The 23,821-nt window shown below is 63.2% G+C and carries 25 protein-coding genes; 4 read left to right on the plus strand and 21 right to left on the minus strand.

Annotated elements, in window-relative coordinates; translation table 11 throughout:
• Nucleotides 1–44: 44 nt before the first annotated feature.
• From ACX80B_RS02510 to ACX80B_RS02530, 5 genes are all read right to left on the minus strand, one after another.
• Entirely contained in the window at nucleotides 45–1,616 is a 1,572-nt protein-coding gene (locus tag ACX80B_RS02510) for a transporter (RefSeq protein WP_459292675.1), read from the minus strand.
• Nucleotides 1,598–2,362 (minus strand): ABC transporter ATP-binding protein, encoded by a 765-nt coding sequence (locus ACX80B_RS02515; RefSeq protein ID WP_459292677.1) that lies wholly within the window; start codon nucleotides 2,360–2,362, stop codon nucleotides 1,598–1,600. The genes ACX80B_RS02510 and ACX80B_RS02515 overlap by 19 nt, the downstream gene beginning before the upstream one ends.
• 68 nt (nucleotides 2,363–2,430) lie before the next feature.
• The gene (locus ACX80B_RS02520) at nucleotides 2,431–3,534 is read right to left on the minus strand and encodes an NADH:flavin oxidoreductase/NADH oxidase (RefSeq protein ID WP_459292679.1); all 1,104 of its coding nucleotides are present in this window, start codon (nucleotides 3,532–3,534) and stop codon (nucleotides 2,431–2,433) included.
• Nucleotides 3,535–3,587: 53 nt separating this feature from the next.
• The gene (locus tag ACX80B_RS02525) at nucleotides 3,588–4,610 is read right to left on the minus strand and encodes a co-chaperone YbbN (RefSeq protein ID WP_459292681.1); all 1,023 of its coding nucleotides are present in this window, start codon (nucleotides 4,608–4,610) and stop codon (nucleotides 3,588–3,590) included.
• Nucleotides 4,611–4,651: 41 nt separating this feature from the next.
• The gene (locus ACX80B_RS02530) at nucleotides 4,652–6,415 is read right to left on the minus strand and encodes a hypothetical protein (protein ID WP_459292683.1); all 1,764 of its coding nucleotides are present in this window, start codon (nucleotides 6,413–6,415) and stop codon (nucleotides 4,652–4,654) included.
• A 302-nt stretch (nucleotides 6,416–6,717) separates the two neighbouring features.
• On the opposite strand from ACX80B_RS02530, the gene ACX80B_RS02535 reads away from it, so the two are divergent.
• Nucleotides 6,718–8,049, plus strand: coding sequence for an AI-2E family transporter (locus ACX80B_RS02535; protein WP_459292685.1), 1,332 nt, complete (start codon nucleotides 6,718–6,720; stop codon nucleotides 8,047–8,049).
• Nucleotides 8,050–8,117: 68 nt separating this feature from the next.
• On the opposite strand, the gene ACX80B_RS02540 is transcribed toward ACX80B_RS02535, so the two are convergent.
• On the minus strand, nucleotides 8,118–8,447 hold the full coding sequence (locus tag ACX80B_RS02540; RefSeq protein WP_459292687.1) for a hypothetical protein: 330 nt from the start codon (nucleotides 8,445–8,447) through the stop codon (nucleotides 8,118–8,120).
• A gap of 83 nt (nucleotides 8,448–8,530) precedes the next feature.
• Here ACX80B_RS02540 and nucS point away from each other — a divergent pair, with 83 nt between their 5' ends.
• The 3 genes from nucS to ACX80B_RS02555 all read left to right on the plus strand — a co-directional run bounded on the left by nucS (nucleotide 8,531) and on the right by ACX80B_RS02555 (nucleotide 10,962).
• A complete protein-coding gene (gene nucS / locus ACX80B_RS02545; RefSeq protein ID WP_459292689.1) occupies nucleotides 8,531–9,226 on the plus strand; it encodes an endonuclease NucS in 696 nt (231 codons plus the stop codon).
• 19 nt (nucleotides 9,227–9,245) lie between these two features.
• Complete coding sequence (locus ACX80B_RS02550) at nucleotides 9,246–10,496, plus strand: N-acetylglucosamine-6-phosphate deacetylase (RefSeq protein WP_459292691.1); 1,251 nt, start codon at nucleotides 9,246–9,248, stop codon at nucleotides 10,494–10,496.
• 262 nt (nucleotides 10,497–10,758) lie between these two features.
• The gene (locus ACX80B_RS02555; RefSeq protein WP_026534981.1) at nucleotides 10,759–10,962 is read left to right on the plus strand and encodes a cold-shock protein; all 204 of its coding nucleotides are present in this window, start codon (nucleotides 10,759–10,761) and stop codon (nucleotides 10,960–10,962) included.
• Nucleotides 10,963–11,051: 89 nt separating this feature from the next.
• Here the strand turns inward: ACX80B_RS02555 and murA are convergent, their stop codons facing one another.
• The 15 genes from murA to prmC form a co-directional block, all read right to left on the minus strand.
• Nucleotides 11,052–12,356 carry a UDP-N-acetylglucosamine 1-carboxyvinyltransferase gene (gene murA, locus ACX80B_RS02560; protein ID WP_459292694.1) on the minus strand — a complete coding sequence of 435 codons (1,305 nt, stop codon included), beginning with the start codon at nucleotides 12,354–12,356 and terminating at the stop codon, nucleotides 11,052–11,054.
• Between the two features lie 54 nt (nucleotides 12,357–12,410).
• Nucleotides 12,411–12,842 (minus strand): DUF2550 domain-containing protein, encoded by a 432-nt coding sequence (locus ACX80B_RS02565; RefSeq protein WP_459292696.1) that lies wholly within the window; start codon nucleotides 12,840–12,842, stop codon nucleotides 12,411–12,413.
• 10 nt (nucleotides 12,843–12,852) lie between these two features.
• Nucleotides 12,853–13,146: a F0F1 ATP synthase subunit epsilon gene (locus tag ACX80B_RS02570; RefSeq protein WP_459292698.1), complete on the minus strand. Its 294-nt coding sequence runs from the start codon at nucleotides 13,144–13,146 to the stop codon at nucleotides 12,853–12,855.
• Nucleotides 13,147–13,148: 2 nt separating this feature from the next.
• Nucleotides 13,149–14,630, minus strand: a complete 1,482-nt coding sequence (atpD, locus tag ACX80B_RS02575) for a F0F1 ATP synthase subunit beta (protein ID WP_459292700.1) — start codon at nucleotides 14,628–14,630, stop codon at nucleotides 13,149–13,151.
• A 68-nt stretch (nucleotides 14,631–14,698) separates the two neighbouring features.
• On the minus strand, nucleotides 14,699–15,592 hold the full coding sequence (locus tag ACX80B_RS02580) for a F0F1 ATP synthase subunit gamma (RefSeq protein WP_459292702.1): 894 nt from the start codon (nucleotides 15,590–15,592) through the stop codon (nucleotides 14,699–14,701).
• A gap of 138 nt (nucleotides 15,593–15,730) precedes the next feature.
• Nucleotides 15,731–17,368, minus strand: a complete 1,638-nt coding sequence (gene atpA / locus ACX80B_RS02585; protein WP_459292704.1) for a F0F1 ATP synthase subunit alpha — start codon at nucleotides 17,366–17,368, stop codon at nucleotides 15,731–15,733.
• Nucleotides 17,369–17,492: 124 nt separating this feature from the next.
• A complete protein-coding gene (locus ACX80B_RS02590; protein ID WP_459292706.1) occupies nucleotides 17,493–18,311 on the minus strand; it encodes a F0F1 ATP synthase subunit delta in 819 nt (272 codons plus the stop codon).
• The gene (locus tag ACX80B_RS02595; protein WP_026534988.1) at nucleotides 18,311–18,859 is read right to left on the minus strand and encodes a F0F1 ATP synthase subunit B; all 549 of its coding nucleotides are present in this window, start codon (nucleotides 18,857–18,859) and stop codon (nucleotides 18,311–18,313) included. Before ACX80B_RS02595 ends, ACX80B_RS02590 begins: the two co-directional genes overlap by 1 nt.
• 46 nt (nucleotides 18,860–18,905) lie before the next feature.
• On the minus strand, nucleotides 18,906–19,109 hold the full coding sequence (gene atpE, locus ACX80B_RS02600) for an ATP synthase F0 subunit C (protein WP_009356484.1): 204 nt from the start codon (nucleotides 19,107–19,109) through the stop codon (nucleotides 18,906–18,908).
• A 70-nt stretch (nucleotides 19,110–19,179) separates the two neighbouring features.
• Entirely contained in the window at nucleotides 19,180–19,983 is an 804-nt protein-coding gene (atpB, locus tag ACX80B_RS02605) for a F0F1 ATP synthase subunit A (RefSeq protein WP_459292709.1), read from the minus strand.
• An 85-nt stretch (nucleotides 19,984–20,068) separates the two neighbouring features.
• On the minus strand, nucleotides 20,069–20,386 hold the full coding sequence (locus tag ACX80B_RS02610; RefSeq protein ID WP_459292711.1) for an AtpZ/AtpI family protein: 318 nt from the start codon (nucleotides 20,384–20,386) through the stop codon (nucleotides 20,069–20,071).
• A 2-nt stretch (nucleotides 20,387–20,388) separates the two neighbouring features.
• Nucleotides 20,389–20,874: a hypothetical protein gene (locus tag ACX80B_RS02615; protein WP_459292713.1), complete on the minus strand. Its 486-nt coding sequence runs from the start codon at nucleotides 20,872–20,874 to the stop codon at nucleotides 20,389–20,391.
• Nucleotides 20,875–20,972: 98 nt separating this feature from the next.
• Nucleotides 20,973–22,082 (minus strand): MraY family glycosyltransferase, encoded by a 1,110-nt coding sequence (locus ACX80B_RS02620; RefSeq protein WP_459292715.1) that lies wholly within the window; start codon nucleotides 22,080–22,082, stop codon nucleotides 20,973–20,975.
• On the minus strand, nucleotides 22,079–22,930 hold the full coding sequence (locus tag ACX80B_RS02625; protein WP_459292717.1) for an L-threonylcarbamoyladenylate synthase: 852 nt from the start codon (nucleotides 22,928–22,930) through the stop codon (nucleotides 22,079–22,081). The genes ACX80B_RS02620 and ACX80B_RS02625 overlap by 4 nt, the downstream gene beginning before the upstream one ends.
• Before the next feature lie 44 nt (nucleotides 22,931–22,974).
• Nucleotides 22,975–23,817 carry a peptide chain release factor N(5)-glutamine methyltransferase gene (prmC, locus tag ACX80B_RS02630; RefSeq protein WP_459292719.1) on the minus strand — a complete coding sequence of 281 codons (843 nt, stop codon included), beginning with the start codon at nucleotides 23,815–23,817 and terminating at the stop codon, nucleotides 22,975–22,977.
• Between the last annotated feature and the right edge of the window lie 4 nt (nucleotides 23,818–23,821).

Genomic DNA, 23,821 nt, shown 5'->3' on the forward strand with positions numbered 1-23,821 from the left:
CCTTTCTCCAGACCGGGTGCTTCCTCCAACATATCCCCCGGGGCCTACTTATTGTGGCTGACCGCCAGAAGCAGCTCCGGGGTCCTCCGGTCGAACCACCGCCCGCCAATCCGGATACCCAACACGAGGAATACCGCCCCCAGCACCAGTCCGGCGCCGAGCGCCAACCAGCCAAACAACATCGCACCGGTGGCGATGGAGATCAGTGCCAGCACCAATTCCGGGGCGATCAGCACCGCCAGCGTCAGCCAACCGACGAACTGGACCAGGATGGTGCGCACCCCCGAACCAGGCGGAGTTTTGAAGGGGCTGTCCCCCGGCGCCGGAACGTTGTACGTATAGCGGGCGGAGACCACGCTCGCCAGGCCGAGGCCTGTCAACAGCACACCGAGGGTCAGCCCCAGCATGGCGGGCAGCAGGTTCCAGGAGTCATTCAGCCACAGCGGCAGCACGACGAACAGCAGCGAAACCGGGAGCGCAAACGCCGCGCAGGCGAGCACCCGGCCGGTACGGTCGGCAATGCCGCTCACCCCGGACGACACATGCATCCAGAAAGCCGTGTTGTCATAGGAGACATCGGCGGAAATGGACCAGACGAGCAGGACCGCGGCGAACGGACCGAGGAAACTGAGCAGCCCGAAGTCCCCGCTCTGGCTGCCGGCGAAGATCAGCAGGACCGGCAGTACCGGCACCATGATCAGTGACGCACCGTAGCGTGGATCCCGCACCCAGTAGGTCAGCGAGCGCGCCGCAACCGCCCCGGTAGGTGTCCCGGGAAACCTGGCGAAGAAACCGAGATTGCCGGCGCTCTTGCGCGCCACCGCGCTATGCACGGGCGTGACGAGTGCCCGCGCCAGGCTTATTTTCCAGATCCAGACGAGCAACGCCAGCGTCCCGGCGGCGATCAGGAACTTTCCGGCGGCCGCACCGTAGAAACCGAGCGCCAGATCCGCCGGCACCGACCAGGCCGCACCCAGCGGCGTCCAGGACATCGTCTCCGCCAGTGCCGGCAGGAAGGCGCGCGCATTCTCGATCCCAGTGGCCACGGAACCGATAATCGGGCCGAGCAGCACGAGTGGAATGAACGCGACGATGCCGCTGACGTCCTTGAACCGGCGGGATGAGGCAAGCGTCGCCGTCGCCGATGTCACCAGCCGCGAGAGGACAATACAGGTGAACACGGCCAGCAGGGCGCACACAGGTGCCGCCACGAGCGGGAGCGGATATTTCCACCACGACGCCGTCGTCGCCAGCGCCGCAATCAGCGTAACGATGCCGGGAACGCCGACCAGTGACGCGAGCATCAATCCCGCCAGGAGTTTATGCAGCGGAATGGCGAAGGTGACGAACCGGGCAGGGTCCAGCGTCATGTCGACGCCGCCGGCCACCAGCGGTATCAGCATCCAGCCGAGGACAACCGCCGAACCCGCCAGCACGACGACGGTGCGCGTCAGTTCCGGTTCGGCAAAACTCAGTGCCACGAGCCCCGCCACGACGCCGGTGAGCAGGCTAAGACCGTACAGCCCACCGATGATCACGCCGACCAGCTGCCATTTACTGCGCCGGAGCGAGTTGGCCAGCAGCGCCAGCTTGAGCCTTACGAGGTCCGCAACCATTCGAGCCCCTCCGTAGGGTTCCGGCCGCCCACGAGCTCGACGAAGCGGTCCTCCAGGCTCGAATTTCCGCGGACTTCATCGACGGTTCCGGCTGCCAGCACGTTTCCGCCGGCAATCACGGCGACGTGGTCGCACATCCGCTGGACGAGGTCCATCACATGGCTGGAGACGATCACAGTGCCGCCGGAGTCGACATAGCTGTGCAGGATGTCGCGGATGTTCGCCGCGGAGATCGGGTCCACGGATTCGAATGGTTCGTCCAGCACCAGCAGGCGCGGGGCGTGGATCAGCGCCGAGGCCAGCGCGATTTTCTTGGTCATGCCGGCGGAATAGTCGACGACCAACGTCCCCGCATCGGCGGCCAGATCGAGCGCGCGCAGCAGGTCGGCCACCCGCGCGGCGACGGTCTCCCGGTCCATGCCCCGGAGCAGACCGGCATAGGTCACCAGCTGTTCGCCGCTGAGCCGGTCGAAGAGGCGGACGCCATCGGGCAGGATCCCCATCAGCCGTTTGGCCTCCAGCGGCCGCTCCCACACGTCGACCCCGTGCACCCACGCTTGCCCGTAGTCGGGTCGCAGCAGTCCGGTAGCCATGGATAACGACGTCGTTTTGCCGGCTCCATTGGGACCGACAAGGCCATAGAAGGAACCCGAGGGAACATCGAGATTAATGCCGTTGACGGCGACCTTGCCGCCGAAGCGTTTGGCCAGTGACCGGACGGACAGCGCAGCAGACTCTGTAGTCATGGCTCAACGCTAGCAACACGGCACGGTCCTGGAACTCATCCTTGAGGACTAAGTTCACCGAACCGGTGTTAGAACGATGCCCGCGGTGCGGCGCGCTCGTATTGCGGCGCCCACGGAACCGGTTGTCCCAGTTCGAAGGCGGCCCGCTGCCACCAGTGCGGATCCCGCAGCGCCGCCCTGGCGATGAAGACACCTTCCGCCTGCCCGGAGACCACCACGTGTTCGGCCTGCACGGCCGAGGCGATCAGTCCGACGGCACCAACCGGCACATCCGCTTCGCGCCGGATCTGCTCAGCGAAGGTTGTCTGGTAGCCAGGGGCAACCGGGATTTTGGCATCCGGAACGGCGCCGCCGCTGGACACATCGATCAGGTCAATCCCATGCTCGCGGACCAGCTTGGCCAGCCGGACCGAGCTGTCCGCATCGAGGCCGCCGTTGCTCCAGTCCGAGGCGGAAATCCGCAGCAGCACCGGGAAGTCTTCCGGAACACGGGACCGGACGGCGTCAATGACATCCAGGAGCAGCTTCATCCGCCCGGCTTCGCCGCCGCCCCAGTCATCGGTCCGGGTATTGACCAGGGGAGAGAGGAACTGGTGCAGCAGGTAGCCATGCGCGGCATGGATTTCGATGGCGTCGAATCCGGCGTCGAGCGCCCGGGACGCCGACGTTGCGAAATCCTGCACCACCCGGTCAATATCCCCGGCGGTCATTGCCTCCGGTGCCGCGAGCTCACCGAACGCCTGCGCCGTCGGTCCCACTGTCGCCCAGCCGCCGTCGTCCTCCGGGACACTGCCCGACTTGGCTGAGAACGGCCAATAGGTGGAAGCCTTCCGGCCCGCATGTGCGAGCTGGACGCCGATTTTGGCATCGGCAGAACCATTGGCATGCACGAAATCCGTGACCCGGCGCCAGCCCGCCACCTGCTCATCGTTGTACAGCCCGGTATCGCGCGGACTGATCATTCCCTGATGGTTCACCGCCGTCGCCTCGGTCAGGATCAGGGCCGCACCGCCGACGGCGAACGAACCGAGATGCATCAGGTGCCAGTCGGTGGGGACGCCGGGAGCTGTTGCCGGCTCGGCGGAGTACTGGCACATCGGCGCCACCCAGCCGCGGTGGCTGAGCTCCATCGAACGCAGGGACAACGGCGAGAACAGGGCGGAGTTAGTCATACTGGCGTCCAACAGCCCCGGACGGCAAATGATTCCTCGCCGCTGCAGCGGGCTTAGAACAGCGCGCGGGCCAGGGCGGAACGGGCCTTGCTGACCCGCGGGTCCGACATCCCGACGATGTCGAACAGCTCCACGAGGCGGGCACGGACGGTCTCACGGTCATCGCCGGCGGTGCGGGCAACGAGCTTCACCAGCCGGGAGAACGCGTCCTCCACATGTCCGCCGACCACATCGAGATCCGCGACGGCGAGCTGTGCCTGCACGGAGTCGGGGGCGTCGGCGCCTTCCTGGCGGACCTTGGCGCCGTCCATATCCTGCACGCGCTGCAGAAGGCCGACCTGGGCCAGGCCGGCCTTGGCCTCCGCATCGGCGGGCTGTTCGGCCAACGCCTTCCGATAGGCGGCGCTGGCAGCGTCGTAGTCGCCGGCCTCGATGGCGTCGTAAGCCTCCTGGTGCAGCGGCGGCAACGGCGCAGGCTCATTCGAATCCGCCGCCGGGCCACCCTCATCCTCCAGGCTTCCGGTCACGCCGTTGGCCTCGGCCACCTTGAGCAGTTCCTCCAGGAAGCTGCGGACGTGCTGTTCGGGCTGGGCACCCTCGAAGAGCGGAACGGGCTGGCCCTTGAGGACCGCGACCACGGCGGGGACGCTCTGGACCTGGAAGGCCTGCGCAATCTGCGGGCTCGCGTCGGCGTCGACCTTGGCCAGCAGGATGCGTCCGTTGTACTCGATGGCGAGTTTCTCGAGGACGGCTGAGAGCTGCCCGCTGGGGTCGGTGCGCGCCGAACCAAGTTCCACGACTACGGGAACCTGCGAGGAGATCTGCACGATCTGGCCGAAGGTCTCTTCGGTGACGTTCAAGATGAAACGGTGTCCCGCCGTCGAACCTTGCTGCCCCTGCTCGTCTGCACCGGCACCTCCCGCCGCAGCACCGGGTCCGGCTTCTGGTCCGGCGCCTGCTCCGGCTGCTGCCGTGGGCGGGCCTGCGGCAGGCCGGTTCTTCAAGCCGGACAGGTCCACCGCTCCATGCAGGTTGAGCGAAGGCGAGGCATCGGGACGTGAACTTGGAGTAGTCATGAAAATACCGTATCCGTTTCTCCCCGGCGGGGCTTAATGCCTTACTTGTCCATCAGGTCGGCATCGACCAGATTCTGCGCAGCGCCGATAACCTGGATCTTCTCATCGCTGCCGGCTGCCGGCACATAAAGCATGACGGATTCGCCGAAGGTGATCTTCACGCCTTCCTCGGTGCGGTCATCGCCTGCCAGTGCTGCGTAGTCCTTATCCAGCTTGACGGTGCCGCCCTTCTCGCTCGGCGTGCTCTTCATACTGTTGGAAAGGTAGCCAAAGACCAGTGCACCCCCGTCGGCTGTGCGAAGCGCGCGGGTGTTCTCCTCCATCACGGTGTGGTCGAAGGAGATGTCGGCGTTCTTGCTGTTGGCCTTCTTCTGTTCTTTCTGGAAAGCAGTGATCTGTTCCACGAAGGTGTTCCCGGCAACTTGGTCGGCGAACTTGCTCTCCTGCTCTGCCAGCACGTCAGCCAAGGCGTCCATGGCCGAGGCCGGCGAATACTTCAATGACTTGTCGCTGCCGTTGTCCAACGTGGTGGTCTCTGCCGGATCTGCGGCAGCCTGCGGGAAGGTTGTACCGGGCAGCATTGCGACGGCGGAACGCAGTTTGTAGTTTTCGCGCGGCTCATCTTGGACCAGTACCAGGGCCTGCGGCACTTCGCTCTGCTTGCTCTGCGTCACGGCGACGACGGTGCGCGGCCACTCGTAGCTGGAAGTGATGACTTCGGCCATGATCGGTTCTGCCGAGATCGGCATGGGCGCCTCATAGTCCGAGTTCTGCGACTGAATCTCGTAGGTGGCGCTGCGCAGCTCCAACGCCGGACCGGCCACGCGCTGCTTAAGATCTTCGGTGTTCTTCGCGGCGTCGGCGGCCTCAACGGTGCTGGCCACGGAATCCATGATGTCCTGGAGCTGGCCTTCGAGCAGAACCGGGTAACCGCCTGCCTCGCCGCCCGTCCCGGCACCGGCTTGGGACGGCGCGGTCGTGCCCGCCGCGTCTGTAGCGGAACCGGACTCCGGCTGATCAGGCGTTTCCGACGTCGTGGCCAGGGCAGCACCACCCAGCCCGCCGATGAGTCCAAGGCTGAGCACCGCTGCCGCTCCACCCTCAAAGCTGCGCCGGCCGACGCCGGCCTTGCTGCGATCCTTCGTCCGCACCTTGCCGGCCGCTTCGCTCCTCCTCCGCGCGGCACGGGATCCCGGAACAGGTTCAACCTGCGGCTTGGCTTTTTTCCGGCCGAAAAGCATGGCCAGACCCAGAACAGTCAAAAGTGCTCCAATCACGATCAGGGGAATTGCCCACGGAGCGCCTTCGCTGTTGGGCACGGTGAGGCTGACGTTAGTCGGGGCGGGTCCGTCACCTTCGGAGGCGAGCAGAATTGCCCACTGTCCGGGGGCTGGATCAGCCCAGGTGTAGGTGATCCGGTCGGTTCCGGTTTCGACGGTCTGCCACATGTCCGATCCACGCGGACTCGGCACTTCGGTTCCCCCGGGGGTGTGCTCGGCCACGAGGCCTCGATTGCCGTCATAGCCCAGAACGTGTACGTGCGCGGCATCGCCGACCCAGGCCTTTACGTCGTCGGCACGGCCCACGGCCAGCATCATGCCGCCCTCGCCTTCGACGGTCAGCTGGACTTCGCCGTCGCGGTTGTTGAGCCCATGGTCCAGCACGGTCAGGGGTGCGTCCTCGAAATCACCGGTTACGGAATGGGTGATGGTCTCCGATGGAGCCCACACGGTCCGCTGGGCAATGCCCAGACCCATCGTCAACAAACCGACAATGACGAGGGCAGCCGCAATTTTCAAACGCACAAAAATACCTATCCATCAATTACCGCAGGGCAATGGCCGTGCGTAAGTTCCACGTGTGAGGTCGATCCGGGAGTCCTGCCGGATTCCACGCGGGAGTATAACCCTATGATAACGGCTGCTTCCAACGCGATCCCCGCCCCGGCCGCCAAATGTGCCGGGTCTCACGGGGCACAACGAGCAGGGGCCCGGTGCTGTTCCGTCCGAAGCACCGGACCTTCCGGAATCCGTACCCGCCGGCTGATAATGTTTCGCTAGATACGCACAGCGGATATACAGAATCCAGTGAAAGCAGCGAATATACCGTGACGAGCGAGCAGGAGCAGCCCCCGGAGCCTCAGCGGCAACCGGACGGCACCACCGGCACTGCCCCTGTCCCGGAGCCGGCCAGCGGGCGCCGCGCCGTCCTGAGGAAACTGATGGCCAGGGTGCGCCAGCCGCTGCCAGGCGCACAACCGCGGCTGCACTACCAACTGCCGCCGGAACCGGACGACGACGATTTCCAGGGTTCCGGAGATCAACCGCCGGGCGAAGGCGGGCACGACACCGAGGAGCAAGAGCGGCGGTCGGGATCACGGTTCGGAGTGCCAGGACCGAGGCTTTCCACCCGGAATCCGATCTATTTCGGTTTCATGGGAACGGTCGGCGTCGGCTTTGCCCTGCTGATGTATTACATCATCACCAATGTTGGTCAATTGCTGGGATGGATCGCCGCCGCGCTGTTTATCTCCCTGGGACTCGATCCGGTTGTACGGTGGCTGGAAAAACGGCAGATCCCCCGCCCGGCCGGCATCCTGATTTCGCTGCTGTTGCTGGCGGGTATCGCCGCCGCCTTCATCGGTACGTTGATTCCCACCATCGTCACCCAGACCACGCAGCTTATTAATCGGGCGCCGGGCTTCACCCAGGATTTCCTGGATTCCCCTTTCTTCGTCACCATCAACCAGGAATTCCAGGTCCGGGACCGGGTGGTCGAGGAGGTGGAGAGTTTCTTCCGGGACTCCGAGTCCATCGGAGGCATCTTCGGCGGCGTGGTCAACGTCGGCCAGGTCATCGTCAACAGCCTCTTCGGGACCCTGATCGTCCTGGTGCTGACCCTCTACTTCCTGTCCTCACTTCCTGCCATGAAGCGCTGGGGCTACCGGCTCGCGCCGCGAAGCCGGCGGAAACGCGTGGAGCTGCTGTCCGAGGCCATCACCCGCAGTGTTGGCAACTACGTGGTCGGGCAGGCCTGCGTGGCGGTCCTGAACGCCACCTTCGCCTTCATCGTGATGTCCATCCTGGATGTTCCTTTTTCCGCGCTGCTGGCGTTCGTCGTAGCACTGCTGGCGTTCGTTCCGCTCGTGGGCGGCATGATTGCGGGGATCTTTGTCTCGCTGATCGCGCTCACGGTCGACTGGCAGACGGCAGTGCTCTACGCCATCTTCTACTTTGCCTACTTGCAGTTCGAGGCCTACTTCATCTCCCCGCGGATCATGCAAAAGGCTGTGGCGGTGCCGGGGGCTGTGGCCGTGATCGCCGTGATCGCCGGCGGCAGCCTGTTGGGTGTGCTCGGTGCTTTGATGGCGATTCCGACGGCGGCGGCCATCATGCTGTTGCTCCAAGAGCTCTATATCGCACGCCAGGACCGGCACTAGGCCCAGTCGCCACCTGTCTCCACCGGCGCTGGCCCTCGACACAGATAACCAGCCGCCCCCGTGGATGATCAGCGGCGGCGGTAGGTCCGGCTCTGCCAGCAACGGCTGTGCCAATGCCGGCGGTCGGTGACGGCCGCCTCTGCACCCAGCAGGGAATCCTCCTGCCAGACAACCAGATGGGCTACGCCGGGCCGGATTGGCTGGCCGCATCCGGGGCAGCTGTATTCCTTGACGGCATTCGAGGGCCGGATCGGGCGGACCATCCACAACCCGTCCGGGGCATCCTCGCGGCGGCCGAAGCCGAAACGGACCCCCTCCGTATCGAGTTCGACCGGTTCCTTCTGGTATTTGCTCCGACCTGCACCGCTCTGACGGCGGGGGCGGTTGGAACGTGGCATGTTTCCATTGTGCCGCAGTGGGCATTCGCCGGCAGAAACGGCGCGGCGCGCCACGTCCCATCTGGAGACGGTAAAGTGCAAATGTGCGATTAGTGATTGCCCAATGCTCTGTTGACTACATTGGCCGCCTCCGGGCCCACCTGCCCCTGGCCACGCGGCTGCTGCTCATGAAGGCGGACGGTTCCGTTTTGGTGCATTCCGACGGCGGTTCATATAAGCCGCTGAACTGGATGAGCCCACCGGCCACGGTGCGGACGGCCGAACCGGAGGAAGCCGCCGCGGGGCAAGGCGTCAGCGAAGTCTGGACGGTCCAAAGCTCCAAAAGCGACGACCGCCTGGTGATCAACATCCATGAACTCCAGCACGACTCCGAACACGAACTCGGCGTCGATCCCGGACTCGTCAAGGACGGCGTGGAGTCCGATCTGCAGCGGTTGCTCGCCGAGCAGATCACCACTCTGGGCCCCGGCTACACCCTGGTCCGCCGCGAATACATGACCGCGATTGGACCGGTGGATATCCTCGCCCGCGATGCCGACGGTGCCACCGTGGCCATCGAGCTGAAGCGGCGCGGCGACATCGACGGCGTCGAACAACTCACCCGCTATCTGGAACTGCTCAACCGCGATCCTCTGATGGCACCGGTACGTGGCGTATTCGCCGCCCAGCAGATCAAACCGCAGGCCAAGGTGCTGGCGAAGGACCGCGGGATCAGCTGCCTGACACTCGACTATGACGCCATGCGCGGCGTCGACGACAGCGACTCCCGGCTGTTCTGAACCGGCATAGACTCGGTTTATGACCCACGCCCTCAGCAGAGAGTTCATCACCGGCCGGATAGTTTCGGGCGGCCAGGTCATCGACGACGGCGCGCTCGCCTTTGAGGATGGACGCATCATCTACGCCGGCGCAGCGTCGGACCTGCGCGCTGCCGCAGGCCATGACGACGGCGGCTGGATCCGCGGTCCGGAAGTCCCTGAAGATTCGATGATCCTGCCCGGGCTGGTAGACCTCCATTGCCATGGCGGCAACGGCGGCGATTTTTCCTCCGGCGATGATCAGCAGGCCAGATCGGCCATCGACTTCCTGCACCGCAGCGGGACGACGACTTTGCTCGCCAGCATGGTCACGGCCTCGCCAACGGACTTGCTGAAGGGCATCTCAACGCTCCGCCGGCTGGTGGATGAACAACTTGTTTCCGGCATCCATTTGGAGGGTCCTTTCCTGTCCCACGCCCGCTGCGGTGCCCAGAACCCGCAGTGGCTGCTGGAACCAGATCTGGAGCTCGCAGCGGAACTTGTAAACGCGGCCGCCGGAACATTGAAGTCCATGACCTACGCCCCGGAATTGCCGGGCGCGGACGACCTCGTCAGCACTTTGGCGGCTGCAGGTGTGCTGCCCTCGCTGGGCCACACGGACAGCGACGCCGAAACTGCTGCTGCCTCATTGGCAGCTGCGCTGGCGGCCCTCGACTCCGCCTCCATTGCAGCACGTCCCACCGTGACTCACTTGTTCAACGGCATGCCGCCGATGCACCACCGGTCCCCCGGCCCGGTTCCAGCCTGTCTGCGCGTCGCCAAGGCGGGCAACGCCGTCGTCGAAATGATTACCGACAATGTGCACTTGGCGCCACAGACCGTCTTGAGTGTTTTCGAACTGGTTGGTGCCGGCAATATCGCCCTGATTACCGATTCCATGGCGGCCGCCGGCCTCAGCGACGGCACCTACACGCTCGGCCCTTCCGCAGTGACCGTCCGCGACGGCGTTGCAACCTTGGACAGCACCGGCTCAATCGCCGGCGGAACTGCAACCATGCTGCAGGTGCTCCGGAACTGTGTCGATGCGGGTGTGCCATTGACCGATGCCGTTACTGCGGCCACCGAAGTTCCCGCCACCGCCATGGGACTGGGCAACGATGCCGGCAAGCTCAGGGAAGGTTACCGCGCCGATGCGATCGTCGTTTCCCGGAACTGGGAACTGTTAAATGTATTGCGCAATGGCGAATGGCTTGAACCATTAGCGCAGGGGAATGGCTTTACGCTGCGATAAAGCGGCCGCAATTGAAAAGAAACAGCATAATCTTCTTAACAAACAGATGAATCATATGAATGCCCGTTGACCTGTCCTAGGGTGCATGCCATGCTTAAGAAAGTCTTTGTGTACGTGTTTTTCATGCTCGCAAGACAAAGTTGCGAGCGTGAAGCTCCTCGCAGGAACCGTTACTCGCGGATCTGGTAGGAACTTCCCGCGAAGTAACCCCGCCCAGCGCGAAGTGTGTTGGGTAATAAAGTTCCATTAAGAGGAGAAATAAATGGCTCAGGGAACCGTCAAATGGTTCAATGCTGAAAAGGGCTTCGGCTTCATCACCCCGGACGACTCGGACGGCGATGTTTTCGTGCACTACTCTGAAATCCAGGTTGGTGGGTTCAAGACGCTGGACGAGAATCAGCGCGTGAACTTCGAAATCGGCCAGGGCGCCAAGGGGCCGCAGGCAACGGGCGTTACCCTCGTCTAATCTTTCGCGGATGCCGCCGGCTCCGGCCGGCATAATTCGTAAACAAATCCCCCGTCTCTTCCGGAGACGGGGGATTTGTGCGTTACGGGTCAGTTCTTCAGCGAGCCCTGCTCCTGGCCAGCTTCCCGGGCCGCCGGCCGCCGTTCAATCAATCCGCCGAGGGCCTGGAGTTGTTCGACAAAACCTTCGTAGCCGCGGTCGATATGGGCGGCGCCGCTGACCTCGGTGACCCCGTCGGCAACCATGGCGGCAATCACCAGGGCAGCACCGGCCCGGATGTCATTGGCTTCCACCGGGGCGCCGGATAACCGCTCAATGCCCGTGACAAGCGCGTGGTGGCCGTCCAGCCGCACCACTGCACCGAGCCTGGCCAGTTCCGAGGTGAACCCCCATCTGGCCTCAAACACGTTCTCTGTCACCATTCCCGATCCCGTGGCCACGGCATTCAGCGCCACTACGAAGGGCTGCAGATCCGTAGGGAACCCGGGGTACGGGAGGGTGGAAACATTGATTGGCTGCGGCCGCTCCGGGGCCGTGATCCTGAATCCGTCCGGTTGGAAGGTGACCCGGCTGCCAGCCTGGCTGAGCTTGTCCAGGACGACGCCCATATGGTCCGGTTCGGCGCCCCGCACTTCAATGCTTCCGCCGGTGATGGCCGCGGCGAAGGCCCACGTCCCGGCAACAATACGATCCGGAACAACCCGGTGTACCGTGGGTTCGAGGCGTTCGACGCCGGTAATCGTCAGTGTGCTGGAGCCGACGCCTTCGATCTTCGCTCCCATTGACAGCAGCATCCGCGCTATGTCCGTGATTTCCGGTTCCCTGGCCGCATTCTCGATCACCGTTTCACCCTCGGCAAGGGTGGCGGCCATCATCAGGTTCTCGGTGGCTCCGACGGAGGGAAAGTCGAAGCTGTGCAGTGCCCCATAAAGACCGCCGGGGACGCGTGCCGTGAGATAGCCGTGCTCGATGACGATCCGCGCGCCCATCCGCTCAAGTCCCGCTCGGTGCATGTCGAGTCCGCGCGAACCGATGGCGTCGCCGCCGGGAAGTGCGACCTCGGCGACATGGCAGCGGGCAATGAGCGGTCCCAGCACGGAGATCGAGGCCCGCATGGCACGGACCAGATCGTAATCGGCCTGGTGCTTGAGCTCTGCGGGAACATCGATGGCCACGGTGGCTGAGCCGACGTCGTAGGTTACCCCGCAGCCGAGGCGGCGCAGGAGGTCGGACATGATCCAGACATCCTGGATGTCCGGCACATTGGTTATTGTCGTTTCGCCTTGTGCCAGCAGAGCTGCGGCCATCAGCTTGAGAACGCTGTTTTTGGCTCCCGGGACGGTTACGGTGCCGGCAAGGCGGCTGGGGCCGTGAACTACGACGACGTCTTCCATACTGCCTCTCCTGGAGCGGGTGAATTGTTGGGGCGGACTCAAGAGGCTGGCGGATCAGCGCCAGGTTCCGATACCGATCACGGGTCCGGCTTCCAGCCAGGAGGACAACCCGGTGTAGGCCTCATAATTCATAGCGAGGAGCACTTCCTCGCCGCGGTAACTCAAGTTCACGATAATCGCGCCGGGCTGGATCTTCGACCGTTCGGATTCGGTCGGTTTACGCCAACCATTGAGCTCAAGCGAACTGCGGACAAACCGGTGTTTCGGCCGTGGACTGAGCGAAAACAATCGCAGCCACTCAAGGTGTTTATCCGTATAACGACAAACCCCCATTTGCCAGCTGGCGGGCAGCTTACAAATGGAGGCGTCGAAAGTCCCGAGTTCGCGTTGCAATTGATAGCGGCGCAGCCCGAGGGCAAATAATGTAAACGCAAACAGCAGGATCACTGCTGCCGGCGCGATGAACGCAATGCTTGGTCCGTCCATCAAGGTGTTGCTATCGGGTCCCTGCACTAGCGGAATCGGCAACCTGGGCGTTGTCGGCCACAATCACCACGCGGTTGCTGTCCACTGAGAAGAATCCTCCGTCGACCTGCACGCTGATGCGCGAGCCGCTGACGGGTTCGATGGCGAGCTCTCCTTCGGCCAGTACCGCCAACACCGGCGAGTGACCGGGAAGGATCCCGATCTCGCCGTCGGTGGTGCGTCCCTTGACCATCGTCGCCGCCCCGGACCACACAAAGTGGTCCGCCGCAACAATCTCTACTTCGAGTTCAGCTCTGTCCGCCATGGCTATTTTGTCTGCTCCTGGATCCTGGCCCAGGCGCGCTCCACGTCATCCATGCCGCCGATGTTGAAGAAGGCCTGCTCGGCGATGTGGTCGACGTCTCCGTCGCAGATCGCCTTGAAGCTCTCGACAGTGTCCTTGATCGGAACGGTCGAGCCTTCGACGCCGGTGAACTGGATGGCGGTGTAGGTGTTCTGCGACAGGAACTGCTGGATCCGGCGGGCCCGCGAGACGACAATCTTGTCCTCTTCGGATAGCTCGTCGACACCGAGGATCGCGATGATGTCCTGAAGTTCCTTGTTCTTCTGCAGGATCTGCTTCACCCGCACGGCCGTGTCATAGTGCTCCTGGCCAACGTACTGCGGGTCAAGGATGCGTGACGTCGAGGTCAGCGGATCGATCGCCGGGTACAGACCACGGGAGGCAATCTCACGCGACAGCTCGGTGGTGGCGTCCAGGTGCGCGAAGGTTGCAGCCGGAGCCGGGTCGGTGTAGTCGTCCGCAGGGACGTATACTGCCTGCATCGATGTGATGGAGTGGCCGCGGGTGGAGGTAATGCGCTCCTGCAGCAGGCCCATCTCATCGGCAAGGTTAGGCTGGTAGCCCACAGCGGAGGGCATACGGCCCAGCAGTGTCGAGACTTCCTGGCCGGCCTGCGTAAAGCGGAAGATGTTGTCGATGAACAACAGCACGTCCTGGTTCTGAACATCGCGGAAATACTCCGCCATGGTCAGGGCGGACAGCGCCACACGAAGGCGCGTTCCCGGCGGCTCATCCATCTGGCCGAAGACAAGAGCGGTATCCTTCAGGACGCCGGACTCTTCCATCTCAACCCAGAGGTCGTTGCCCTCACGGGTACGCTCTCCAACACCGGCGAACACGGAGGTACCACCGAAGTTACGGGCCACACGGGTGATCATTTCCTGAATCAACACCGTCTTGCCAACGCCTGCGCCACCGAACAGGCCGATCTTTCCACCCTGGATGTACGGGGTGAGAAGGTCGATGCTCTTGATGCCGGTTTCCAGCATCTGGGTGGAGCCCTCGAGCTGGTCGAAGGAAGGAGGCTTGCGGTGGATCGGCCAGCGCTCGGTGATCTCAAGTGAAGAGGCCTCAACGTCGAGGGGGTCGCCCAGCACGTTGAAGATGTGGCCCTTCACAACGTCGCCGACCGGAACCGAGATCGGGGCACCGGTGTCCGTGACGGGAGTGCCGCGGACCAGGCCGTCGGTCGCCTGCAGGGAGATGGCACGGATCAGGTTGTCGCCGAGGTGCTGGGACGTTTCGAAGGTCGCCGTACGGGTTTCACCGTTGAGGGTGATATCGGCAGTCAGGGCGTGGTACATGCCCGGGATTGCATCGGCCGGGAACTCGACGTCAACAACAGGGCCAATGACACGGGCGATTCGACCCGTGGCGCCGGCAGCGGCTGCGTTATTCGGGTTCTGCTCCGTCGTCGCTCCAGCTTCGTTTGCTGTGGCAGTCATCTCTCTCACTTCACTCTTGGGATGGCGTGGGGTTAAGTTTATTGGATTCTGTGGATCCGCACGGGCGGTCAGGAGGCGCTGAGGGAATCGGCGCCGGCGACGATCTCCGAGAGCTCCTGCGTAATTTCGGCCTGCCGTGCGGTGTTGGACAGTCGCGTGTACTTGTCCACCAGGTCGTCGGCGTTGTCACTGGCCGACTTCATCGCCTTCTGGCGTGCTGCCAGCTCGCTGGCTGCGGCCTGGAGCATGGCGGCGAAGATCCGGGATTCGATGTACCGCGGCAGCAGTGCGTCGAGAACCTGCTCGGTTTCCGGCTCAAACTCGTACAGTGGCAGAAGCTCCGACGGGGACTCCGGCTCTTCATCGACGACCTCGAGCGGCAGCAACCGGATCACGGTCGGTTCCTGGATCACCATGGATTGGAAGCGGGTGTAGACGATATGGATTTCGTCCACTCCGTTTTCCTCGTAGGCTGTCGCAAAATCTTCCAGGAGCGTTGCACCGATCTCGCGGGCCGTCTCGAAAACGGGCGCGTCGGTGTTTCCCAGCCAGGACCGTTCGAATGGACGGTCACGGAACTGATAGTACTGCTCCGCCTTGTTGCCGACCAGGTAGGCCTTCACTTCCTTGCCTTCGCTGCGCAACAGTTCGTGGAGCTGCTCCGCCTGCTTGATCACGCTGGTGGAATAGGCTCCTGCCAGACCGCGGTCCGAACTCATGATCAGCACGGCGGCACGGCGAACCTGCTCCGGCTCGGTGGTCAGCGGGTGATCGATTTCCGTCTGCGAAGCAACCGCGGACACTGCGCGGGTGATCGCGTTGGCGTACGGCAATGAGGCAGCTACACGCGAACGAGCCTTGCTGATGCGCGAGGTAGCGATCAGTTCCATCGCCTTGAAGAGCTTCCCCATCGACTTGGTCGAGTTGATCTTCTGGCGGTAGACCCGAAGCTGGGCTCCCATACTTTTCCTTTCAATACCCGTCGGTTGGCCGGTGCCGCGCCGTGGCCGGAGAAATTTCCTCCGCCAACGGCGCGGCCGCCGTGCTCAATCAACTACTGTGCTCTCCCGGTGCTTTCGGCACCGGGAAGACCGGCTGTGCTAGCGCTTCTGCCTAACGATCTTTTCCTGATCAACGGCGTCCCCGGAGAGCGCATCGTGCTCTTCGTGTCCGGCCGCAACCAGCTTGCTGTCGCCCTCACCGAAGAAGCCCTGCTTGAAGTCTTCGATGGCGTCCTTCATGGCCGCGAGCGTATCTTCTTCGAGCTTGCCGGATTCGCGGATGGTGGTCAGCAGCGAACTGGAGCGCTTCAGGTGGTCCAGGAACTCCGACTCGAACCGGCGGATATCCTCGACCGGAACGTCGTCGAGGTGTCCGCTGGTGCCGGCCCAGATCGAAACGACCTGGTCCTCGACAGGGAACGGGCTGTACTGGCCCTGCTTGAGCAGTTCCATCAGCCGCTCACCGCGGGTCAGCTGCTGACGCGAGGCGGGGTCAAGGTCGGATGCGAACATCGCGAAAGCCTGCATGTCGCGGTACTGCGCCAGGTCGAGCTTCAAGGTACCGGAGACCTTCTTCATCGACTTCACCTGAGCAGCGCCACCGACACGGGAGACGGAGACACCGACGTCGACGGCGGGACGCTGGTTGGCGTTGAAGAGGTCGGACTGCAGGAAGATCTGCCCGTCCGTAATGGAGATGACGTTGGTCGGAATGAACGCACCGACGTCGTTGGCCTTGGTCTCGATGAGCGGAAGACCGGTCATCGAACCGCCGCCAAGCTCATCGGAGAGCTTCGCACAGCGTTCCAGCAGGCGGGAGTGCAGGTAGAACACGTCACCCGGGTAGGCTTCACGGCCCGGCGGGCGGCGGAGCAGCAGCGACACCGCGCGGTAAGCCTCGGCCTGCTTGGACAGGTCATCAAAGATGATCAGTACGTGCTTGCCGCCGTACATCCAGTGCTGGCCGATGGCCGAACCGGCGTACGGTGCCAGGTACTTGAAGCCAGCCGGGTCCGAGGCCGGAGACGCCACGATGGTGGTGTATTCCAGCGCGCCGCGGTCCTCCAGCGTCTGGCGGACCTCTGCGATGGTGGAGGCCTTCTGTCCGACGGCCACGTAGATGCAGCGGACCTGCTTATTGACGTCGCCGGATTCCCAGTTGGCTTTCTGGTTCAGGATGGTGTCAACGCAGATGGCGGTCTTGCCGGTCTTGCGGTCGCCAATCAGAAGCTGGCGCTGTCCACGACCGATCGGAATCATGGCGTCGATAGCCTTCAAACCGGTCTGCAGCGGTTCGTGCACAGACTTACGCATGGTCACGCCGGGAGCCTGAAGCTCCAGGGCGCGGGTGGTCTCGGCCTTGATCTCGCCGCGGCCGTCGATCGGCATACCGAGCGGGTCGACGACGCGGCCCAGGAACTCGTCACCGACGGGGACCGAGAGGATCTCACCGGTGCGGTGAACTTCCTGGCCTTCTTCGATACCGGTGAAGTCACCGAGGACGATGACACCGATCTCGCGGACGTCAAGGTTCTGGGCGAGGCCCAGGGTTCCATCTTCGAAGCGCAGCAACTCGTTGGCCATGACCGAGGGAAGACCCTCGACACGGGCAATACCGTCACTGGCTGTGGTCACGCGGCCGACCTCTACGCGCTCGGCGTTCCCGGGCTCGTAGGACGCCGCGAACTCGTTCAACGCGTCGCGGACATCGTCGGCGTTGATGGTCAATTCGGCCATCTGCAGTCCCTGCTCTCCTGTTTCGTGATCACCGTTGTTGATGGTGACCGGGGGTTTTCCTGACCTGAGGCATAACCGCCGATTTCTTGCGGTTCTGCGGGTGCAGGTCGTTCAGTCTGTAGTTTTAACCGGCCAACTGCCTGCGCAGTTCGCCGAGACGCGTAATAACGGATGAATCGAGGACTTCGTCCCCAACCTTCACTCGTACCCCGCCCACCAGCCGCGGGTCAACGCTTTCGTTGATTTTAAGTTCGCGGTCATAGAGCCGGTTCAGCCCTGACTGCAAACGTTCCATCTGAGCCGGGGTCAGCGGAGCTGTCACCGTAACGTAGGCAATCCAACGTTCCTGGCGCTCGGCAACCAGTTCCACGAACCTCTCGATCAGGGCTGTCGGTTTGAGCCCACGGGGATCAGTTGCAGCCTGACGGATGAGTACGCGGGCAGGTTCACCTGCATTCGGCACGAGTTTCAGTGCCAGTGCGGCTTTCGCTTCAGCGCCCGCCTGCGGCGCAACCAGTGAACGCTGCAGTTCATGACTGCTGTTGACCACCTCGTTGAAGGCGAACAGGTCGTTCTCCAGTCGCTCCAAGCCGCTGAGACCGCCGCTGCCGCCACGTTCGGCGACGGCGATGGCCACGGTAGCGGCCAGTGTCTCGAGGGCATCGCCGATGTCCCGCGCCCGCGCCCAGCGGGACGAGGACAGGCCGGCGATGACGGTTTCGGCATCAGCCGAGACCTTGCCGCCAAAGAGCTGCTTCGCCAGTGCTTCCTTGTCCTTGCCCGGGCGGGAAGGATCGGTCAGTGCCCGGCGCAGTCCGGCAGAGCTGTCCAGCGTCGCGAGGACACCGAAAAGCTCCTCAGCCAGCTGGAGGGTGGCCGCCGGCAACAACGTTGCCAACCGCTCCTGTGCCGCAGCCAGAGATTCGCCTGATACGCCTGCCATTACTTCGCGGCCCCCGCATTCTCGGATTCAAGGTCCGCCAGGAAGCGGTCAACAACCCGTGCGGAACGCTCGTCGTCGGTCAGGGCCTCGCCGACAATGCGGCCGGCCAGCTCAGTGGCCAGGGTGCCGACTTCAGCGCGCAGCGACGTCACTGCTGCGGCGCGCTCTGCCTCGATCTGCACATGGGCCTGCTCGGTGATGCGGGCCGATTCGCTGGCTGCCTTCTCTTTGAGATCGGCCAGGATCTGTGCGCCTTCGGAGCGTGCTTCGTCCCGGATCCGGTTGGCTTCGGTGCGCGCTTCGGTCAACTGCTGCTTGTACTCTTCCAGAGCAGCAGTAGCTTCCGCCTGCGCTTCTTCCGCCTTGGCGATGCCGCCTTCGATTGCCTCTGCGCGCTCGGCGTAGATTTTCTCGAATGCCGGAACAACCTTTTTGACGACGATGTACATGAGGATCGCGAAGGCTATTGCCACCACTACGATTTCCCAAATATTGGGAATGATGGGGTTGACCTCGCCCTCAGCTGCGAGGATTATCGCCTCATTCATATTCCATCCGTCCTATCTACTCGGTTCTGAGCTTCGCCTGTTGCTGCTAAAGCACGAACGCGAAGACCAGGCCGAGGATCGCCAGCGCCTCAGTCAGGGCCAGGCCAAGGAACGCGATGGGCTGCAGCACACGCTGCGCCTCGGGCTGACGGGCTACGCCATTGATGTAAGCGGCGAAGACGAGACCGACACCGATACCACCGCCGATCGCAGAGAGACCGTATCCGACGAGGTTGAGATTGCCTTCCATTGTTTTCCTTTCAAGATGCCGCGTTCTGCAGCAGGTTGTTTGGGATCATCCCCGGCGGGGAAGCCTTTTCTTAGTGAGCGTCGGCGTGAAGCGCGCCTTCGATGTAAATTGCGGTCAGCAGTACGAAGATGTACGCCTGCAGCACCATGATCAGCGCTTCCAGGAAGTACATGGCGATTGCGCCGGCGAGCACCAGCAGCGACGTTCCCTGCAACAGGATGTTCTCCTGCGTGACCAGGAACTCGATACCTGCACCGGCGACCATCACGATGAGGTGGCCGGCCAACATGGTGGCAAACAAACGCAGACTGTGCGTGATCGGCCGGACCAGGAAGTTGGAGATGATTTCGATCGGAATGATCAGAGGAAGCAGGTACCAAGGAACACCGGAGGGAACCGTAGCCAGCTTGAGATATTTGATGCCGTGTTTCTTGAAGCCGACGCCGATCCAGATGAACCAGACCATAATCGCCAGGAAGTAGGCGCCGCCGACATGCGAGAACGTTGGCAGCTGCAGAAGCGGGATGGCTCCGTAAATGTTATTGATCAGCACGAAGAAGAAGATGGAGAACAGGAGCGGGACATATTTCATAAAGTCCCGGCCACCGATGATGTCCTTGCCGATGGAGTTCCGGACAAAACCGTAAGCGGATTCGCCGAGGAACTGCATCTTGGAAGGCACCATGGCACCCTTCTTGGCTGCAATCATGAAGAACGCTGCGATGATGACCACCGAGAGCAGCACCAGCAGGGTGTGCTTGGAGAAGTCGAAACTGCCGATGGAGAAAATCGGAGGCAGATGTGTTTCCGCAATCGTCGGGGCAACAAATCCGCCCTCATCCTGAGTTGTGGCGGGGAGCGCAAGCGCGATCAACGCGTTTCCTCTCTGCAGTGTCCATCGTTGGGCAGTTCAAGATCGGGCACAGGGCTAGCGCACCGATATTTTAAGTTGTTCGACATTACTGGCGTGGCCTCTCAGCCGAATCAGCATTGGAGGCCGGGCCGTCATTGTTTTTCTTTATTTGACGGGTGAGACCGTGGGTGTACGCCAGATAGAATCCGCCGGCGGCGCCAAGAAAGGCACCAGCCAAGACGATCCAGCCGGTTCCAAACAGATTGTCCAGACCCCACCCTATCAAAGTCCAGACAATGATCCCGCCAACGATATAGCTGAAGACGGCGAGGCCCGCGTTGTATGGTCCCTCTTCGCTAATGCCTGATTCTCCGCGTTTGTCCTTGGCAGACCGGTGTGGTTCCGCAGGGGTTTTTCCGGTCATGATCAGGCACCTCCCGTTTGTGTGTCGGCGTCGCCATAGAGCAGGTAGCGGGTCTTCGAGAAAGCTGCGATTTCGGCTATCTGCCAGACCAGCACCGTCGCGACGGCGGCGGCGAAGAACCATGTCCCGTCCAGCCACTGAGGCCGGCCGAGAGCGAAGAGAACGACTGCGAATCCCACTACCTTGACGACATAGGTGACAACAAACATGCCGATCGCACCCGAAGGATTGCTGCGGCCGACAAAATGGCCCACGAGCAGGCTGAGACCGAAAAATACGATGACCAGCCCGCCACCGAGAACTGCGCTGAGTGCGGCGTTGCCACCGGTCAGCAGCCAGGCCGCGGCGGCACCAACCAGCAACACGATGGCCGAGGCCGACGCGCTGACGCCAAGGATCTTCAGCCAGGGCGACGACGTCGGTCCGGAAGCTTTAACTGCGGGCGCCGGCGCGGGGTCTGTCCCGCCGTCGGCGTTGGATGCAGTCACTGCGGTACCTACTCGTCGATTTCGCTGGCTGGAACGGCGCGGGAGTCCGGGCCGTTGCCAATTCTACATGAGATAGAAGAGCGCTCAGAATCGGTGTTTCAGGCCGTTGGCTGCTTGTCTTCGGGGCGTCCGACCCAGGGGTGGAGGGTGCCGGCGACTGCGGCCACCACGACGACGGCATCCACGGCCAGCACCCATTGCCATGGGAAGAAAGCGAATGCCACAACGCCGAATGCGATGATCGCGCTCCACAGGTACATCATCAGGACCGCTTTCGGATGGCTGTACCCGGCGTCGATAAGTTTGTGGTGCAGGTGTCCCCGGTCGGCGCTGAAGGGCGAGCGGCGCCGGGCGGTGCGGCGGGCAACAGCCAGCACGAGATCGAGCAACGGCAGCATCATCACCGCGAAGGGAAGCAGAATCGGCATGAAGGCCGGGAATCCGTTGACCCGGTTGAACATGTCGCCGCCTATTTGGGTGGTGGCTGCGATCGCCGACGATGCCAGCAATATCCCGATCAGCATGGAACCGGCATCGCCCATAAAAATCTTCGCCGGAAAGAAGTTGTGCGGGAGGAAACCCACACAGGCGCCGATCAGCGCCGCCATGATGAGGGTCGCGAGGTTCGAATAGTCGGTGGGGAAAGAAAACCGGGTGACCCAGTAGGTGGTGACGAAGAACGCCACGCCACCTATGACTGCCACGCCAGCGGCGAGGCCGTCCAACCCATCGACAAAGTTGATGGCATTCATCGTCAGCACGATCAGGAAAATGGTGACGACATACTGCAACGGTATGGATTCCACCACCAGCTCGCCGATCGGAAGCACCACAATCCGGACCCCGAGCCACGCCACGGTGAATGCCGCAAGGATCTGACCAGCCAGTTTCAGCGTCCAGTGCAGGTCCCACACATCGTCGGCAACACCGACCACGGTAACGATGGCGGCACCGGCAAGGATGCCCCAGATGGCTTGGGATCCCTCGAAGATACCCCGGAGGAACGTCATCTGGGAGGCCACCAGCAGCGCCAGCCCGATGGCCAGGAAGATTGCCATCCCGCCGAGCCTCGGGACCGGCTCGCTGTGTACGTCACGGGCACGGATGGGTGTGAACACCCGCATCCGTTGGGCCAAGCTGCGGGCCATCGGCGTGCACAGGTAGGAAACGGCCGCTGCCATCAGCATCAGCAGGATGTAATTTCTCATGAAGTGCCGGCCACCGGTCCTTCATCGCTGTCGTCTGCGGCGGGATTCCTGTCCCCTGCCACAGCATCGCTGTCTGGGGCCGCGCCGTCCCCGTCCGCAGCTCCGCCTGCGTCCCCGTCCGCCGTCGCGTTGTCCCCGTCCGCGGCCCGCAGGTCTTCGCCTTGGTCGATTCCGGGAGCGGCTTCACCATTGATGTCGAGCATCCCCGGCACCACGGCACGAAGTTCAGCCAGCGAAAGCGCGCCTTGGCGCACGACCCGCAGCTGCTCCCCGGTGGCGTCCACAATGGTTGACGGCAGGATGTCTTCGGCTCCCTCCATCGGCCGTTGCCCGTCCTCAAGATAAACCTCGACGGATTCCGCCAGTTGCTCCTCCGCCTCCGCAGCGGTGGTGGCAGCCTCATGGCCGGTCCGATTCGCGGACGACACGGCAAGCGGTCCGGTCAGCATCAACAGATCCAGGGCGAGGCCGTCGTCGGGCATCCGCAAAGCCACGGTGCCGAGCGTCTCCCCCAGGTCCCAGCTCAGCGACGGTTGTGAATGGAAAATCAGGGTCAGCGGACCTGGCCAGAAAGCCTGGGCAAGGCGGCGCGCTTCAAGGGGTACGTCGATGGCCAGGCCGTCCATGGTCTGGAGCCGCGGGATCAGCACAGGCGGTGGCATGTTCCGGCCGCGGCCTTTGGCTGCCAGCAGGGTCGCGACGGCCTGCGCGGAGAAGGCGTCGGCTGCAATTCCGTACACCGTGTCCGTGGGGATCACAACGCACTGCTGGTTGCTGATGGCGCGCTGGGCGTGCGCCAGACCTTCACTTCGCCGGTCTTCCTCGGTGCAGTTATAGCTGGTGCTCACCGGAACATTCTTTCATCACTTGCCTGCCAATGTGCGCAGGTCCATTACCTCCGGATGGCGCTCGTGGCTCTGGCTCGGCCGTTCAAGTCGGGATGCGTCGCTATAGCGTCCCAGTCTCCGAGCGCTGCCATCCGTTCAAAAATCGTCTGCGCCTGCACCTCGGCGTGTTCCAGCACGAAGTATCCACCGGCTTTCAGAAGGCGCGCGGCGGCAGCCACCGCGGCCAGCGGCAACTCCATCCCGTCCTCTCCCCCGCCGTACAACGCCGCAGCAGGATCGTGGTCGGCCACCTCGGGTTCGTTCGGTACGGCCAGTGCCGGGATGTAGGGCGGATTGGAGACGACGACGTCGAAAGTTCCGTTGTGCTCCTCGAAGGCAGTGCGCAGGTCCCGCAGTTCCAACCGCACGCCGAGCGGCGCCAGATTCTGCTCCGCCCAACCGTGTGCCATTGGACTCAGTTCGACAGCGAAAACCTCAGCCCGCGGAACTTCCTGGGCGATCGAACCGGCGATAGCGCCGGAACCGGTGCCCAGATCGACAATCTTGAGCGGACGGCCGGCGGAGTGGTCGATCACCAACTGGGCGACCGTCTCGGTTTCCGGCCGCGGCACGAAGACGCCGGGACCGACGCTCAGCTCCAGATGCCGGAAATACGCCTTGCCGGTCAGGTGCTGCAGCGGCACCCGGCGGGCACGCTCGGCCACGAGTTCGGAAAACCCTTCGGGTGCGGTCGCGTCGGTATAGGCCAAAGCCCGGATCCGGCCGGCGGACTCACCAAGCAGGTGCGCCGCCAGCAGTTCTGCGTCAACCCGGGGGCTGGGCACTCCGGCCTCTGCCAGCACGCTGGCGGCGCTGGCCAACGCAGAGGCCAGGCTGGGGTTGCTCATTACT

The sequence above is a fragment of the Arthrobacter monumenti genome (genome assembly GCF_054511255.1).